This is a genomic window from Ramlibacter sp. PS3R-8, from assembly GCF_037572435.1.
In the GTDB taxonomy this organism is placed as follows: Bacteria; Pseudomonadota; Gammaproteobacteria; order Burkholderiales; family Burkholderiaceae_C; genus Ramlibacter.
In genome coordinates this window covers 1-14,878 of record NZ_JBBHGT010000007.1, presented here as the reverse complement: position 1 = coordinate 14,878, position 14,878 = coordinate 1, and the positions used below count along the sequence as shown (strand labels likewise).

Genomic DNA, 14,878 nt, shown 5'->3' with positions numbered 1-14,878 from the left:
TTCACTTGGCTTGCTCGATCACAAGGCGCTGCGTGCGCGTGGCGAGGATAGTCCAGTCGGCCTGGCCGACCGCCCCGATCTGGAAGGGCCGCGGCAGTTGCGACACATCCAGCCGGAAGCGGAAGTCCACGTTGTGCACCGCCTCCGCATCCACCTCGCCCGACTCGGCGATGCGCCAGCGGGAGACGCGCTGCACGGCGGCGAGCGCTTCGTCGCGGCTGTCGAACATCTGTCCCAGCACCAGTCCCGAGTTGCCGATCGGCGACGACGACACCTGCAGCCGCCAGCGCCGCGTGAGCGGCTGGAAGGCCAGCCGCATGTGCCGTTCCGCGTGGGCCACGCGCTTGTCGTACCAGTACCAGCGATCGCGCAGGATGGTCGCCTCGGCGACGAAGAACATCGGGATGCCCTTGGCCAGCGCGTCGTCCACCGCCTGGGGCAGCTCGAAGCGGACCGCCGCGCTGAGCAGGACGCCTTCATCCGTGCGCTCCAAATGAAGTTGGGTGACTTCCGCCGGCGTGACCTGCGCCCATGCCGCGGCCCCGCCGCCAAACAGCAGCAGGAGGGCGAAGAACCAGGACCAGCCAGTCCGCTCAAACATCCGGGCGGGCGGCTGGTGCATCCAGTGCACTCTTTCGCAGCACCGCATAGAAGAACCCGTCGTGGTCACTGGGTAGATTGTCCGGGAGGGCCCCGCCGTCCACCCCGCTGCGGGGCCATAAATGGCCGGGGCCGGGGCCCAAAAGGGCCGTGCTGTTGTGTGCAAGAAACGCGGCGATCTGGGCATCGCCCTCGGCCCGGAACACCGAGCAGGTGCAGTAGACCAGATGGCCCCCAGGCTTCAAGACGGGCCATAGCGCAGTGAGCAACCGCTTCTGCTGGGCAGCCAACTGCGCCACGTCGCTCTCCCGGCGCAGCCAGCGCACGTCCGGGTGCCGGCGAACAATGCCCGAAGCGGTGCACGGGGCGTCGAGCAGGATGGCGTCGTAGGGCTCGCCATCCCACCACGATGCGGTGTCGCCGGCGTCCGCGGCCTGCACCTGCGCGCGCAGGTCCAGCCGCTGCAGGTTCTGGTGGATGCGCTGGCAGCGCACCGGGTCCACGTCCAGCGCGAGAACCTGCGCGTCGGGCTTGAGCTCGCACAGGTGCGCGGTCTTGCCGCCCGGCGCGGCGCAGGCGTCCAGCACGCGCGCCTGCGGCGGCAACCCTGCGGCCATCAGCTGCGCGGCCAGCTGGGCGCCGGCATCCTGCACCGACCACAGGCCTTCCCGGAAGCCGGGGATGGCCTCCACCGGCAACGCCCGCTCCAGGATCAAGCCGTGCAGCCCGACCGGCTGCGCGGCGATGTGGGCCGCGGCCAGCAACTCGCGCAGCGGCTCGCGCGAAATGCGGTGCGTGTTCACGCGCAGCGTCATGGGCGCCGGGCGGTTGCTGGCGGCGAGGATCTCCTGCCAGCCGTCCGGGTGGTCCTGCCGCAGCCGAGCGATCCACCAGCGCGGGTGGTTCCAGCGCGCCACCGGGTCGGCGTCGGTGGCGGCCACCAATGCGTCGCGCTCGCGCAGGAAGCGCCGCAGGCAGGCGTTGATGAAGGCCTGCTGGTTGCGGGTTTCGGGAGATCGTTTCGCGGCCTCCACGGCCTGGTCGACCAGGGTGAAGGGGGGATACGGCGCACCCTCCTCCTGCCACGCCAGGGCGAGCGCCGTGCACAGCAAGGCGTCCGCAGCCGGGGGCGGCGCCCGCTTGGCCAGCTGCGCCCGCAAGGCTTCTGCGCGCCCCAGCTGGCGCAGCACGTGGAAGGCAAGCGCCTGCGCGGCCGGCCGCAGGTCCGCCGGCACGCGCGCGATCGCCGGCGTGGCCGATTCCCCGCCGCGCACCGCGGCAAGCACGCCTGCGGCCGCATGCAGCTGCCGCCAAAGGGGGATGGGCGCTGGCAGGATGATCTCTAGACGCGCGCGCGCAGCCCGCGGGCCGGCTGGAAGCCGAACAGCCACGCCAGCAGCACGGCAGGGAACTGGGCGATGGCGTCGTTGTAGTTGGTGACGGCCTGATTGAAATGCTCGGTCGCCGCCTGGGCCATGCGCACCAGTTGCTGGCGCTCGCCGCTCAGGTCGTCCGGCAGGCGCGCGCCGGCCAGGTCGTGCGCGTCGTCGCGCTCCGCGCGGTCCCAGGCCATCCCCAGCACCTCCTGGGCGGCGCCGAGCGCCGCGATGCGGTCGGGGTCCAGTGGGCGGGCCTTGGCGGACGCCAGCGAAGCCGCCAGCTGCGCCGCGGCGCCCTGCAGCCCGCCCCAGAAGGCGCTGCCGCCGGCGAATTGCGACGGCGCCCACTCATCCTCCGGCGGTACGCAGGCGTGGACCAGCTGCACCTGGCGGGAGAGCTCGGCCTCCAGTGCAGCAAAGGCCACATTGGCGTCCGAGCGCAGCCGCACCAGCCGGTTGTAGGCACCGACCATCCAGAACACCACCACGGCGGCGATGACCCAGGGAAGGAACGTCGACGTTTGCATCAGGCTCGCAAAAAGAAACGGGCGCCGCCCCGTGAAGGGTGGCGCCCGCAGTTTAGAGGCAAACCCGGGTTATTCGCCCGTGGCCGTGCCTTCGCTGGTTTCCGCGCTGGCCGCACCTTCGGTGACGGCGGCCAGTTCCGCCGCTTCCGCGTCGGCGATGGCGCGGCGCTCGGCGTCGTCCATCTCGTCCTTCGCCTTGCGCGCCTTGTGGTACGCCATGCCGGTGCCCGCCGGGATCAGGCGGCCGACGATCACGTTTTCCTTCAGGCCGCGCAGCTCGTCGCGCTTGCCCATGATCGCGGCTTCGGTCAGCACCCGCGTCGTTTCCTGGAAGGAAGCGGCGGAGATGAACGAGTCGGTGGACAGCGAGGCCTTGGTGATGCCCAGCAGCAGGTTGCTGAACGTCGCCGGGATCTTGTTCTCCGACCGCAGACGGTCGTTGGTGTCCAGGATCTCGGAACGCTCGACCTGTTCGCCGGAGATGTGGTCCGACTCGCCGATGTTCTCGATGATCACGCGGCGCAGCATCTGGCGCACGATCACTTCGATGTGCTTGTCGTTGATCTTCACGCCCTGCAGGCGGTAGACGTCCTGCACTTCATCGACGATGTAGCGCGCCAGTTCCTCGGAGCCCAGCAGGCGCAGGATGTCCTGCGGATCGGCCGGCCCGTCGACCACGGATTCGCCCTTGTTCACCACCTGGCCTTCGTGCACCAGGATGTTCTTTTCCTTCGGGACGAGCTCTTCGTGCACGCCGCCTTCCGGATCGGTGATCTGCAGGCGGATCTTGCCCTTGGTCTCCTTGCCGAACGACACGGTACCGGTCATCTCGGCCAGCACGCCCTTGTCCTTGGGCGAACGGGCTTCGAACAGCTCGGCCACCCGCGGCAAGCCGCCGGTGATGTCGCGCGTCTTCTGCCCTTCGACCGGGATGCGGGCCAGCACTTCGCCGGGGCCCACGTCCTGGCCGTCGCGCACCTGGACCAGCGAGCCGACCTGGAAGGCGATCGTCACCGAGTGGTCGGTGCCGGGGATCTTCACTTCGTTGCCAGCCGGGTCGATCAGCTTCACCTGCGGACGCACGACCTTGGTGGCGCCGCGGCGCTTGGGGTCGATCACCACCAGCGTCGACAGGCCCGTGACCTCGTCGACCTGCTTGGCCACCGTCAGGCCCTCTTCGACGTTTTCGAACCTGATCTTGCCGGCGAATTCCGTGATGATCGGTCGGGTCAGCGGGTCCCAGTTGGCCAGGATCGTGCCGGCCTTGACGGTCTGGTCGGCCTTCACTGCCAGGATCGCGCCGTACGGCACCTTGTGGCGCTCGCGCTCGCGGCCGTGCTCGTCATGGATGACGATTTCGCCGGACCGCGAGATGACGACCAGCTCGCCCTTGCCGTTGGTCACGTAGCGCATCGTGGTGTTGAAGCCCACCGAACCGGCGGACTTGGCATCCACGCTGGAGGCCACAGCAGCGCGCGAAGCGGCGCCACCGATGTGGAACGTGCGCATCGTCAGCTGCGTGCCCGGTTCGCCGATGGACTGCGCGGCGATCACGCCGACAGCTTCACCGACGTTCACCAGCCCGCCGCGGCCGAGGTCGCGGCCGTAGCACTTGGCGCACAGGCCGAAGCGCGTGGCGCAGTTCAGCGCGGTGCGGACCTTGACCTCGTCGACACCGGCTGCTTCCAGCTCGTCGATCAGGTCTTCGTCCAGCATCGTCGCGGCAGGCACCATCACCGCACGCGTTTCCGGGTGCAGCACGTCTTCGGCAGCCACGCGGCCCAGGATGCGGTCGCGCAGCGACTCGATCACTTCGCCGCCTTCGACGATGGCGCGCATCAGTGCGCCATCGACGGTGCCGCAATCGACCTCGATCACCACCAGGTCCTGCGTCACGTCGACCAGGCGGCGCGTCAGGTAGCCCGAGTTCGCGGTCTTCAGCGCCGTGTCCGCCAGGCCCTTGCGGGCGCCGTGGGTGGAGATGAAGTACTGCAGCACGTTCAGGCCTTCACGGAAGTTGGCCGTGATGGGCGTCTCGATGATCGAGCCGTCCGGCTTGGCCATCAGGCCCCGCATGCCCGCCAGCTGGCGGATCTGCGCGGCGGAACCGCGAGCACCCGAGTCGGCCATCATGTAGATGGAGTTGAACGACTCCTGCTCCACTTCCTTGCCGTGGCGGTCGATGACCTTTTCCTTGGCGAGCTGGGCCATCATGACCTTCGACACTTCGTCGCCGGCCTTGCCCCAGATGTCCACCACCTTGTTGTAGCGCTCGCCGGCCGTGACGAGACCCGAGACGTACTGCTGCTCGATCTCCTTCACTTCCTTTTCGGAGCGCTCGATGATGGCTGCCTTCTCCGGCGGCACCAGCATGTCGTCCACCGCGATGGAGATGCCGGCCTTGGTGGCCAGCCGGAAGCCGTTTTGCAACAGCTTGTCGGCGAACACCACGGTTTCCTTCAGGCCGCACTTGCGGAAGGACAGGTTGATCAGCTTGCTGATTTCCTTCTTCTTCAGCGCCTTGTTCAGCACGCTGAACGGCAGGCCCTTCGGCAGGATCTCGGACAGCAGCGCGCGGCCGGCCGTGGTGTCGTGCAGGCGCACGGACGGGACGAACTCGCCCGTATCCTTGTCCTTCGTCCACTCGGTCAGGCGCACGGCGATCTTGGCGGTGATTTCCACCACGCCGAGCTCCAGCGCGCGCAGCACTTCGGCGACGTCGGCGAAAACCATGCCCTCGCCCTTGCCGTTGGTGCGCTCACGCGTCGTGTAGTACAGGCCCAGCACCACGTCCTGCGACGGCACGATGGACGGCTCGCCGTTGGCCGGGAACAGCACGTTGTTGGAGGCCAGCATCAGCGTGCGGGCTTCCATCTGCGCTTCCACCGACAGCGGCACGTGGACGGCCATCTGGTCGCCGTCGAAGTCGGCGTTGAACGCCGCGCAGACCAGCGGGTGCAGCTGGATCGCCTTGCCTTCGATCAGGATCGGCTCGAAGGCCTGGATGCCCAGGCGGTGCAGCGTGGGAGCGCGGTTCAGCAGGACCGGGTGCTCCTTGATGACCTCTTCCAGGATGTCCCAGACCACCGGCGTGCCGGCTTCGACTTCCTTCTTCGCGGCCTTGATGGTGGTCGCGATGCCCATGGCTTCCAGGCGCGAGAAGATGAAGGGCTTGAACAGCTCCAGCGCCATCAGCTTCGGCAGGCCGCACTGGTGCAGCTTGAGCGTCGGGCCCACGGTGATGACCGAACGGCCCGAGTAGTCGACGCGCTTGCCCAGCAGGTTCTGGCGGAAGCGGCCGCTCTTGCCCTTGATCATGTCGGCCAGCGACTTCAGGGCGCGCTTGTTGGCGCCGGTCATCGCCTTGCCGCGACGGCCGTTGTCCAGGAGCGAGTCGACTGCTTCCTGCAGCATGCGCTTTTCGTTGCGCGCAATGATTTCCGGGGCCTTCAGCTCCAGCAGGCGCTTCAGCCGCGAGTTGCGGTTGATGACGCGGCGGTACAGGTCGTTCAGGTCGGAGGTCGCGAAGCGGCCGCCGTCCAGCGGCACCAGCGGACGCAGGTCCGGCGGGAGCACGGGCAGCACTTCCATCACCATCCAGTGCGGCTTCATGCCGGACTTCTTGAAGGCCTCCAGCACCTTCAGGCGCTTGGAGTTCTTCTTGACCTTGACTTCGGAGCCGGTGAGGTCGCCGCGCAGCTTTTCGATCTCGATGTCGAGGTCGATGCCTTCCAGCAGGTCCTTGATGCCCTCGGCGCCCATCTTGGCGATGAACTCGTCACCGAATTCCTTGCGCTTGGCGTCGAAGTCGTCCTCGGACATGATGCCGAACTTCTTCAGCGGGGTCATGCCGGGGTCGGTGATGACGTACGCCTCGAAGTACAGCACGCGCTCGATGTCGCGCAACGTCATGTCGAGCACCAGGCCCAGGCGCGACGGCAGCGACTTCAGGAACCAGATGTGCGCACAGGGCGCGGCCAGGTCGATGTGGCCCATGCGCTCGCGGCGCACCTTGGTCTGCGTGACTTCAACGCCGCACTTCTCGCAGATCACGCCGCGGTGCTTCAGGCGCTTGTACTTGCCGCACAGGCACTCGTAGTCCTTGATCGGGCCGAAGATCTTGGCGCAGAAGAGACCATCGCGTTCCGGCTTGAAGGTCCGGTAGTTGATGGTTTCCGGCTTCTTCACCTCACCGAAGGACCACGAGCGGATCTTTTCGGGCGAGGCGATGCCGATGCGGATGGCATCGAAATGCTCGTCCGGCGTGAACTGCTTGAACAGGTCGAGTAGGGATTTCATTGACTCTTGTCCTTCCTGTTAGCTGCGTTCGAGTTCGATGTCGATCCCGAGCGAGCGAATTTCCTTGACCAGCACGTTGAACGACTCCGGCATGCCGGCTTCGATCGCGTGTTCGCCCTTGACGATGGACTCGTACACCTTGGTGCGGCCCTGCACGTCGTCGGACTTGACGGTGAGCATTTCCTGCAGCGTGTAGGAAGCGCCGTAGGCTTCCAGCGCCCACACTTCCATCTCGCCGAAACGCTGTCCGCCGAACTGCGCCTTGCCGCCCAGCGGCTGCTGCGTGACCAGGCTGTACGGGCCGGTCGAGCGGGCGTGCATCTTGTCGTCCACCAGATGGTGCAGCTTGAGCACGTGCATGTAGCCCACGGTCACCGGGCGCTCGAACTGGTCGCCGGAGCGGCCGTCGGACAGCCAAGCCTGCGTGCGCGTCGCCGTCAGGCCCTTGACCTTGGAGATGTCCTCCGGGAAGGCCAGCTTCAGCATGCCGCGGATTTCCTCTTCCGAGGCGCCGTCGAACACCGGTGTCGCGAACGGCACGCCCTTGGCGAGCTGGCCGCCCATCTCGATCACGTCGCTGTCGCTCAGGTCCGCCAGCGCTTCCATCTTGCCCGAGCCGTTGTACAGCTGCTCCATGAACTTGCGCAGTTCGGCCACCGCCGATTCCTGCTGCAGCATCGCGCCGATGCGGTGTCCGATGCCCTTGGCGGCCCAGCCCAGGTGCACTTCGAGCACCTGGCCCACGTTCATGCGCGAAGGCACGCCCAGCGGGTTGAGCACGATGTCGCACGGCGTGCCGTCGGCCATGTAGGGCATGTCTTCGACCGGGACGATCTTGGACACGACACCCTTGTTGCCGTGGCGGCCGGCCATCTTGTCGCCGGGTTGCAGGCGGCGCTTGACGGCCAGGTAGACCTTGACCATCTTCAGCACGCCCGCCGGCAGCTCGTCGCCCTGCGTGAGCTTCTTGCGCTTTTCCTCGAACGCGAGGTCGAAGCTGTGGCGCGTCTGCTCCAGCGAGTTCTTGATCGACTCGAGCTGCCCGGCGATCTCGTCTTCGGCCGGGCGGATGTCGAACCAGTGGTACTTCTCGACCGAGTCCATGTACTCCCGGTCGATCTTCGCGCCCTTGGCCAGCTTGTTCGGGCCGCCGTTGGCCGTGCGGCCGTTCAGCAGCTTGGCGATGCGGTCGAAGGCGTCGGCCTCCACGATGCGCAGCTGGTCGTTCAGGTCCAGGCGGAAGCGCTTGAGCTCGTCGTCGATGATCTGCTGGGCGCGCTTGTCGCGCTGGATGCCTTCACGCGTGAAGACCTGCACGTCGATGACGGTGCCCTGCGAGCCCTGGTCGACGCGCAGCGACGTGTCCTTCACGTCGGAAGCCTTCTCGCCGAAGATCGCGCGCAGCAGCTTTTCTTCCGGCGTCAGCGTGGTCTCGCCCTTTGGCGTGACCTTGCCCACCAGCACGTCGCCCGGCTGCACTTCCGCGCCGACGTAGATGATGCCGGACTCGTCCAGGCGGTTCAGCTGCTGCTCGGACAGGTTCGGGATGTCGCGGGTGATTTCCTCGGCGCCCAGCTTGGTGTCGCGGGCCATCACCACCAGCTCCTCGATGTGGATCGAGGTGTAGCGGTCGTCGGCAACGACGCGCTCGCTGATCAGGATCGAGTCCTCGAAGTTGTAGCCGTTCCAGGGCATGAACGCCACCAGCATGTTCTGGCCGAGGGCCAGTTCACCCAGGTCCGTCGACGCGCCGTCGGCGATGACATCGCCCTTGGCGATCTTGTCGCCGCGCGCGACGATCGGACGCTGGTGGATGTTGGTGTTCTGGTTGGAACGCTGGTACTTGATCAGATTGTAGATGTCCACCCCGACTTCACCGGCCTGGGCTTCCGCGTCGTTCACGCGCACCACGATGCGCGTTGCGTCGACGTAGTCCACGGTGCCGCCACGGGTGGCGGTGACCACGGTGCCGGAGTCGATCGCGGAGACGCGCTCGATGCCGGTGCCGACGAAGGCCTTCTCGGGGCGCAGCACGGGCACGGCCTGGCGCTGCATGTTGGCGCCCATCAGCGCGCGGTTGGCGTCGTCGTGCTCCAGGAACGGAACCAGCGAGGCGGCGACCGACACGATCTGCGCCGGCGACACGTCCATGTACTGGATGCGGTCGGCGGACACCAGGATCGATTCGCCCTTCTCACGCGCGGACACGAGGTCGCCGGTCAGGCGGCCTTCTGCGTCCAGCAGCGCGTTGGCCTGGGCGATGACGTACTTGCCTTCCTCGATGGCCGACAGGTAGTCGATCTCCATCGTGACCTTGCCTTCGTGCACGCGACGGTACGGCGTCTCGATGAAGCCGTATTCGTTCAGGCGGGCATACAGGGCCAGCGAGTTGATCAGGCCGATGTTCGGGCCTTCCGGCGTCTCGATCGGGCAGACGCGGCCGTAATGGGTGACGTGCACGTCACGCACTTCGAAGCCGGCGCGCTCGCGCGTCAGGCCGCCCGGGCCCAGTGCGGAGACGCGGCGCTTGTGCGTGATCTCGGACAGCGGGTTGGTCTGGTCCATGAACTGCGACAGCTGCGAGGCACCGAAGAACTCCTTGAGCGCCGCGGAGATCGGCTTGGAGTTGATCAGGTCGTGCGGCATCAGCGGCTCTTGCTCGGCCTGGCCCAGACGCTCCTTGACGGCCTTCTCGATACGGGCGAGGCCTGTGCGGTACTGGTTCTCGGCCAGTTCGCCGACGCAGCGCACGCGGCGGTTGCCCAGGTGGTCGATGTCGTCGACCTCACCGCGGCCGTTGCGCAGGTCCACCAGGATCTTCACCACCGACAGGATGTCGTCGTTGGTCAGGACCATCGGGCCGGTGCTCTCGTCGCGGCCGACCTTGGCGTTGAACTTCATGCGGCCCACGCGCGACAGGTCGTACGTGTCCGGGTTGTAGAACAGGCGCTGGAACAGGGCCTGCACCGCGTCCTCGGTCGGCGGCTCGCCGGGGCGCATCATGCGATAGATGGCGACACGGGCGGCGAACTCGTCCACGGTCTCGTCCACGCGCAGGGTCTGCGACATGTACGGGCCCTGGTCCAGCTCGTTCGTGTAGATCGCCTGGATCTCCTGGATGCCGGCCGTGCGCAGCTTCTTCAGCAGCGCTTCGGTCAGTTCGTCGTTGGCCTTGGCAATGATCTCGCCCGTGTCCGGGTCGATGATGTTGCGCGCGACCACGCGGCCGACCAGGAAGTCTTCCGGCACGCTGATGTGGGTGGTGCCGGACTGCTCCAGCTCACGGGTGTGGCGCGCGGTGACGCGCTTGTCTTTGGCCACGACGACCTTGCCGGACTTGTCGGTGATGTCGAAGCGGGCGACTTCACCGCGCAGGCGGTCGGAGACGAACTCCAGCTGGGCGCCGCTGTCCATCAGGCGGAAGTTGTCGTTGACGAAGAAGTTCGCCAGGATGGTTTCCGGCGTCAGGCCGATGGCCTTGAGCAGGATCGTCACCGGCATCTTGCGGCGGCGGTCGACGCGGAAGTACAGCACGTCCTTCGGGTCGAATTCGAAGTCGAGCCAGGAGCCGCGGTACGGGATGATCCGCGCCGAGAACAGCAGCTTGCCCGAGCTGTGGGTCTTGCCCTTGTCGTGCTCGAAGAACACACCCGGCGAGCGGTGCAGCTGCGAGACGATGACGCGCTCGGTGCCGTTGATGATGAACGAGCCCTTGTCGGTCATCAGGGGCACCTCGCCCATGTAGACCTCCTGCTCCTTCACCTCTTTCACCACCTTCGATTGCGGCGTGGAGGACTCGCGGTCGTAGATGATCAGCTGCACCTTGGCGCGCACGGCCGAGGCGAAGGTGAGACCCCGGGTCTGGCATTCGCGCACGTCGAACGCGGGCTTGGCCAGGTTGTATTCGATGAACTTCATCTCCACGAACCCGTTGTGCGACACGATCGGGAAGGCGGAGTCGAACGCGGCCTGCAGGCCCTCGATGGTGCGCTTTTGCGGCGCCCGGTCGGCTTGCAGGAAGGCGGTGTACGCATCCTTCTGCATCTGCAGCAGGTAAGGCACTTCGAGCACGCTGTCGCGTTTGCCGAAGCTCTTGCGGATGCGCTTGCGTTCGGTAAAGGTATAGGCCATGAAATCTCCGGGCTAGAGAAGTTCTAAAACTTCATCAACTGGCGCGCCCCAGGATGGGGGCATTTCTTGGCGGTTGGCCACTACCAACCTTGGCGGACGGCCGCGCATTGCACGCGGCCCGAACCAAGCAGTTCTTTGCAGTCGGATCAAAGAACACTACAAACATTCCCCTTGTCGGGGCAGGTTTGTGGTGGTCTCTACAAGCGGCAAAGGCTGGAGGCCCTTTCGGGCGCTCCAGCCTCGGCGCGGGGTCGAATTACTTGAGTTCGACCTTGGCGCCGGCGTCTTCCAGCTTCTTCTTGGCAGCGTCGGCGTCGGCCTTGTTCATGCCTTCCTTGACGGCCTTCGGGGCGCCGTCCACCAGGTCCTTCGCTTCCTTCAGGCCCAGGCCCGTGATTTCGCGAACGGCCTTGATGACGGAGACCTTCTGCGCGCCGGTTTCCACCAGCTGCACCGTGAACTCGGTCTTCTCTTCGGCGGCAGCCGGGGCGGCGCCACCGCCACCACCGCCAGCCGGAGCGGCCATCGCCGCTGCGGACACGCCGAACTTCTCTTCAATGGCCTTCACCAGGTCATTGAGTTCCATGACGGTCATGCTGTCCAGCGCCGTCAGAAATGCGTTTTTGTCGAATGCCATTTTGATCTTTCCTGAATAAGTTGGTGTCGAGCAGGGTTGCTGTCAGGCAGCCGCGGGTTCCGCGGCGGCTTCGCCAGCCGGCTCTTCTCTTTTCTTCGCCAGAGCGCCCAGCACCACCGCGGTGCGCGAGATGGGCGACATCAGCAAGCCGCAAAGCTGTGCCAGCAGGACCGGCTTCGACGGAATGTTGGCCAGTTGCTTCACGCCGTTGACATCCAGCGCCTTGCCCGCGAACGCGCCCCCGCGAATGACCAGCTTGTCGTTGGTCTTCGCGAAGTCGGCCACCACCTTGGCGGCGGCCACTGCGTCCACGGAGAAGCCGTAGATCAGCGGGCCGGTCATCTGGTCACCGACGACTTCGAACGCGCTGCCTGCAACGGCGCGGCGGGCCAGGGTGTTCTTCAGAACACTCAGGTCCACGCCAGCGCCGCGCGCGGCAACGCGCAGCTTCGTCATGTCGGCGACCGTGATGCCGCGGTATTCCGCCATCACCAGCGTTTGAGCCTTGGCGGCGAGGGCGGTCACTTCACTGACGACCGCTTCTTTCTCACTGCGATTCAAACTCAAGGTCTACTCCTTCAAAAAGCGCTTCGGGCCGGGGCCCTCGGCGCGCCCTTGTTAAGCGACCAACTGTCTTCGGAAATCTCTCGAAATCTTTCAGTCAGCGGGATCGCCATCTGCGTTGGCTGTCTTGCGATTAAGAGCCTCGAGGCTCGCCAACGGTCTTGGATGGCCCACCGGTTGCCCAGTGGCCCACCACACCGGCCAGCCCTTTCGGACCGGCCAATTCATCAGGCCTGCGCCTGTCCTTGCGCGTTCAGCGTCTGCATGTCGACGCGGACGCCCACGCCCATCGTCGAGGACACCGCCACCTTGCGCAGGTAAACACCCTTGCTGGACGCCGGCTTGGCCTTGGTCAGCGCATCGATCAGCGCCACCAGGTTGCCTTGCAGCTTGTCGGCGTCGAACGAACGGCGGCCGAGCGTGGCGTGGATGATCCCGGCCTTGTCGGCACGGAACTGCACTTGGCCGGCCTTCGCGTTCTTGACCGCGGTGGCGACATCGGGAGTGACAGTGCCGACCTTCGGGTTGGGCATCAGGCCGCGCGGGCCCAGGATCTGGCCCAGCTGGCCCACCACGCGCATCGCGTCGGGAGCGGCGATCACCACGTCGAACGGCATGTCGCCGGCCTTCACGCGGGCGGCCAGGTCGTCCATGCCGACGATGTCGGCGCCGGCGGCCTTGGCTTCTTCAGCCTTGGCGCCCTGCGCGAACACGGCGACGCGCTTGGTCTTGCCGGTGCCGTTGGGCATCACGACGGCGCCACGCACCACCTGGTCGGACTTCTTCGGGTCGATGCCCAGCTGCACGGCCACGTCGATGGACTCATCGAACTTGGCGGTGGCGGCTTCCTTGACGATGCCCAGGGCATCGGCCAGCGGGTACAGCTTGTTGCTGTCGACCTTGCCCTCGAGGGCCTTTTGCTTCTTGGTCAGTGCCATGATTTAGAGGCCCTCCACCGTGATGCCCATGGAACGGGCGGAACCAGCCAGGGTCTTGACCGCGGCGTTGATGTCGGACGCGTTCATGTCCTTCAGCTTGGTCTTGGCGATCTCTTCCAGCTGGGCGCGGGTGATCTTGCCGACCTTGTCCTTCAGCGGGTTCTTGGAGCCCTTGTCCAGCTTGATGGCCTTCTTGATCAGGACGGTCGCGGGCGGCGTCTTGATGATGAAGGTGAAGCTCTTGTCCGCGAACGCGGTGATCACCACCGGCAGCGGCAGACCGGGCTCGACGCCCTGGGTCTGGGCGTTGAACGCCTTGCAGAACTCCATGATGTTCAGGCCGCGCTGGCCCAGCGCGGGACCGATCGGGGGCGAGGGGTTCGCCTTTCCGGCCGGGACTTGCAGCTTCACGAAGCCGACAATCTTCTTTGCCATTTGATTTCCTTGCGGGTGCTGGCGCCTTGCGGCTCCCCGGGGTTTGCAGCTCGTTGGTTCGCGTCGAGCTGATGAACGCGTTAGGTTTTCTCGATCTGGCTGAACTCGAGCTCGACCGGCGTGGCGCGACCGAAGATCGTGACCGACACGCTGACCTTGCTCTTCTCGTAGTTCACGTCCTCGACCGTGCCGTTGAAGTCCGTGAACGGGCCGTCCTTGACGCGCACGTACTCGCCCACCACGAATTCGACCTTGTGGCGGGGCTTCTCGGTACCCTCTTCCATCTGGCCGAGGATCTTCTTGACCTCGTCGTCGGAGATCGGGGCCGGCCGGTTCTTGGCGCCGCCCACGAAGCCGGTCACCTTGTTGGTGTGCTTCACCAGGTGCCACGACTCGTCGTTCATGATCATCTGCACCAGCACATAGCCGGGGTAGAAGCGGCGCTCGGAGCTGCGCTTCTGGCCGTTCTTGATCTCGACCACTTCCTCGGTCGGCACCAGGATCTCGCCGAACATGTCCTGCATGCCCGAGCGGTTGATGCGCTCGCGGATATTGCGCTCCACCGCCTTCTCCATTCCGGAGTAGGCGTGCACCACGTACCAGCGCATGTCCGGGTTCACCGGCTTGGCCGGAGTCTCGGACTGCTGGCCGTCGGCGGCAGTGTTGTCGATCTCGCTCATCACTTCTTCCATCCCAGGATCAGGTCGTAGAACACCCATTCGAGGGTCTTGTCGGTCAGCCACAGGAAGAGCGCCATCACCACGACGAAGCCGAACACGTACAGCGTCATCTGGATGGCCTCCTTGCGGCTGGGCCAGACGACCTTCTTGGTTTCCTTGACGGCGTCACGGCCGAAGCCGATGAATTCCTTGCCCGGCTCGGAGGTGAAGAACACCGCCACGGCGGCGATGAGGCCGACGATCAGCACGCCCCACTGGACCAGCTGCCCCTGCCGCGTCAGCAGGTAGAAGCCGGCAAGCGCCGCGATGACCAGCGCAATGGCTGCGCCCACCTTGGCCTTGTCGGCGCCAGTGGTGACGGTTTCAACTTGGGTCGTTGCCATTTTGCTGGGCGTTTCCTGCTGCAGTCGCGGTGCCGTTGAAGACACCGAAGCCCGTCAGGGACGGGCTTGGGATTTTGAGGTGCCACTCATGTGGCAGGGGCAGTAGGAATCGAACCTACAACCTTCGGTTTTGGAGACCGACGCTCTGCCAATTGAGCTATACCCCTCCGGATCGAATTTCGGGGAACCGATGATTATGACCGATTCCGGGTAACCCGTCGAGGACGGGGCATTTTGCCCCATCCCCTGCCCTAATCAGTGGGGCCCGAGCAGCGCGCTACGCTCTGCTGGTCCGGCCCCAAGCA

11 protein-coding genes and 1 tRNA gene are annotated in these 14,878 nt (G+C 65.8%); all 12 read right to left on the bottom strand.

Annotated features, from left to right (window positions below):
- Nucleotide 1: 1 nt before the first annotated feature.
- The 12 genes from WG902_RS19910 to WG902_RS19855 all read right to left on the bottom strand — a co-directional run bounded on the left by WG902_RS19910 (nt 2) and on the right by WG902_RS19855 (nt 14,740).
- Nucleotides 2-601 carry a DUF4390 domain-containing protein gene (locus tag WG902_RS19910; protein WP_340061946.1) on the bottom strand — a complete coding sequence of 200 codons (600 nt, stop codon included), beginning with the start codon at nt 599-601 and terminating at the stop codon, nt 2-4.
- Nucleotides 594-1,940: a 16S rRNA (cytosine(967)-C(5))-methyltransferase RsmB gene (gene rsmB / locus WG902_RS19905; RefSeq protein WP_445263715.1), complete on the bottom strand. Its 1,347-nt coding sequence runs from the start codon at nt 1,938-1,940 to the stop codon at nt 594-596. Before rsmB ends, WG902_RS19910 begins: the two co-directional genes overlap by 8 nt.
- A 2-nt stretch (nt 1,941-1,942) precedes the next feature.
- Nucleotides 1,943-2,506: a LemA family protein gene (locus WG902_RS19900; RefSeq protein ID WP_340061945.1), complete on the bottom strand. Its 564-nt coding sequence runs from the start codon at nt 2,504-2,506 to the stop codon at nt 1,943-1,945.
- A 69-nt stretch (nt 2,507-2,575) separates the two neighbouring features.
- The gene (rpoC, locus tag WG902_RS19895) at nt 2,576-6,805 is read right to left on the bottom strand and encodes a DNA-directed RNA polymerase subunit beta' (RefSeq protein WP_340061944.1); all 4,230 of its coding nucleotides are present in this window, start codon (nt 6,803-6,805) and stop codon (nt 2,576-2,578) included.
- 18 nt (nt 6,806-6,823) lie between these two features.
- Nucleotides 6,824-10,936, bottom strand: a complete 4,113-nt coding sequence (gene rpoB, locus WG902_RS19890) for a DNA-directed RNA polymerase subunit beta (protein WP_340061943.1) — start codon at nt 10,934-10,936, stop codon at nt 6,824-6,826.
- 256 nt (nt 10,937-11,192) lie between these two features.
- Nucleotides 11,193-11,573, bottom strand: coding sequence for a 50S ribosomal protein L7/L12 (gene rplL, locus WG902_RS19885; protein ID WP_340061942.1), 381 nt, complete (start codon nt 11,571-11,573; stop codon nt 11,193-11,195).
- 42 nt (nt 11,574-11,615) lie between these two features.
- Nucleotides 11,616-12,140, bottom strand: a complete 525-nt coding sequence (rplJ, locus tag WG902_RS19880; protein ID WP_340061941.1) for a 50S ribosomal protein L10 — start codon at nt 12,138-12,140, stop codon at nt 11,616-11,618.
- Between the two features lie 224 nt (nt 12,141-12,364).
- Nucleotides 12,365-13,078, bottom strand: coding sequence for a 50S ribosomal protein L1 (rplA, locus tag WG902_RS19875; protein ID WP_340062169.1), 714 nt, complete (start codon nt 13,076-13,078; stop codon nt 12,365-12,367).
- Complete coding sequence (gene rplK / locus WG902_RS19870; RefSeq protein ID WP_340061940.1) at nt 13,079-13,510, bottom strand: 50S ribosomal protein L11; 432 nt, start codon at nt 13,508-13,510, stop codon at nt 13,079-13,081.
- Nucleotides 13,511-13,590: 80 nt separating this feature from the next.
- Entirely contained in the window at nt 13,591-14,190 is a 600-nt protein-coding gene (gene nusG / locus WG902_RS19865) for a transcription termination/antitermination protein NusG (RefSeq protein ID WP_445263711.1), read from the bottom strand.
- A complete protein-coding gene (gene secE, locus WG902_RS19860) occupies nt 14,190-14,573 on the bottom strand; it encodes a preprotein translocase subunit SecE (protein ID WP_340061939.1) in 384 nt (127 codons plus the stop codon). Before secE ends, nusG begins: the two co-directional genes overlap by 1 nt.
- Nucleotides 14,574-14,664: 91 nt before the next feature.
- Nucleotides 14,665-14,740 (bottom strand) — tRNA-Trp (locus tag WG902_RS19855).
- Between the last annotated feature and the right edge of the window lie 138 nt (nt 14,741-14,878).

What these genes read in the sequence shown, in the direction of transcription:
- WG902_RS19910 (WP_340061946.1), bottom strand. Translation starts at nt 601, where the DNA reads ATGTTTGAGCGGACTGGCTGGTCCTGGTTCTTCGCCCTCCTGCTGCTG.
- rpoC (WP_340061944.1), bottom strand. Translation starts at nt 6,805, where the DNA reads ATGAAATCCCTACTCGACCTGTTCAAGCAGTTCACGCCGGACGAGCAT.
- WG902_RS19900 (WP_340061945.1), bottom strand. Translation starts at nt 2,506, where the DNA reads ATGCAAACGTCGACGTTCCTTCCCTGGGTCATCGCCGCCGTGGTGGTG.
- rplK (WP_340061940.1), bottom strand. Translation starts at nt 13,510, where the DNA reads ATGGCAAAGAAGATTGTCGGCTTCGTGAAGCTGCAAGTCCCGGCCGGA.
- secE (WP_340061939.1), bottom strand. Translation starts at nt 14,573, where the DNA reads ATGGCAACGACCCAAGTTGAAACCGTCACCACTGGCGCCGACAAGGCC.
- rplL (WP_340061942.1), bottom strand. Translation starts at nt 11,573, where the DNA reads ATGGCATTCGACAAAAACGCATTTCTGACGGCGCTGGACAGCATGACC.
- nusG (WP_445263711.1), bottom strand. Translation starts at nt 14,190, where the DNA reads ATGAGCGAGATCGACAACACTGCCGCCGACGGCCAGCAGTCCGAGACT.
- rpoB (WP_340061943.1), bottom strand. Translation starts at nt 10,936, where the DNA reads ATGGCCTATACCTTTACCGAACGCAAGCGCATCCGCAAGAGCTTCGGC.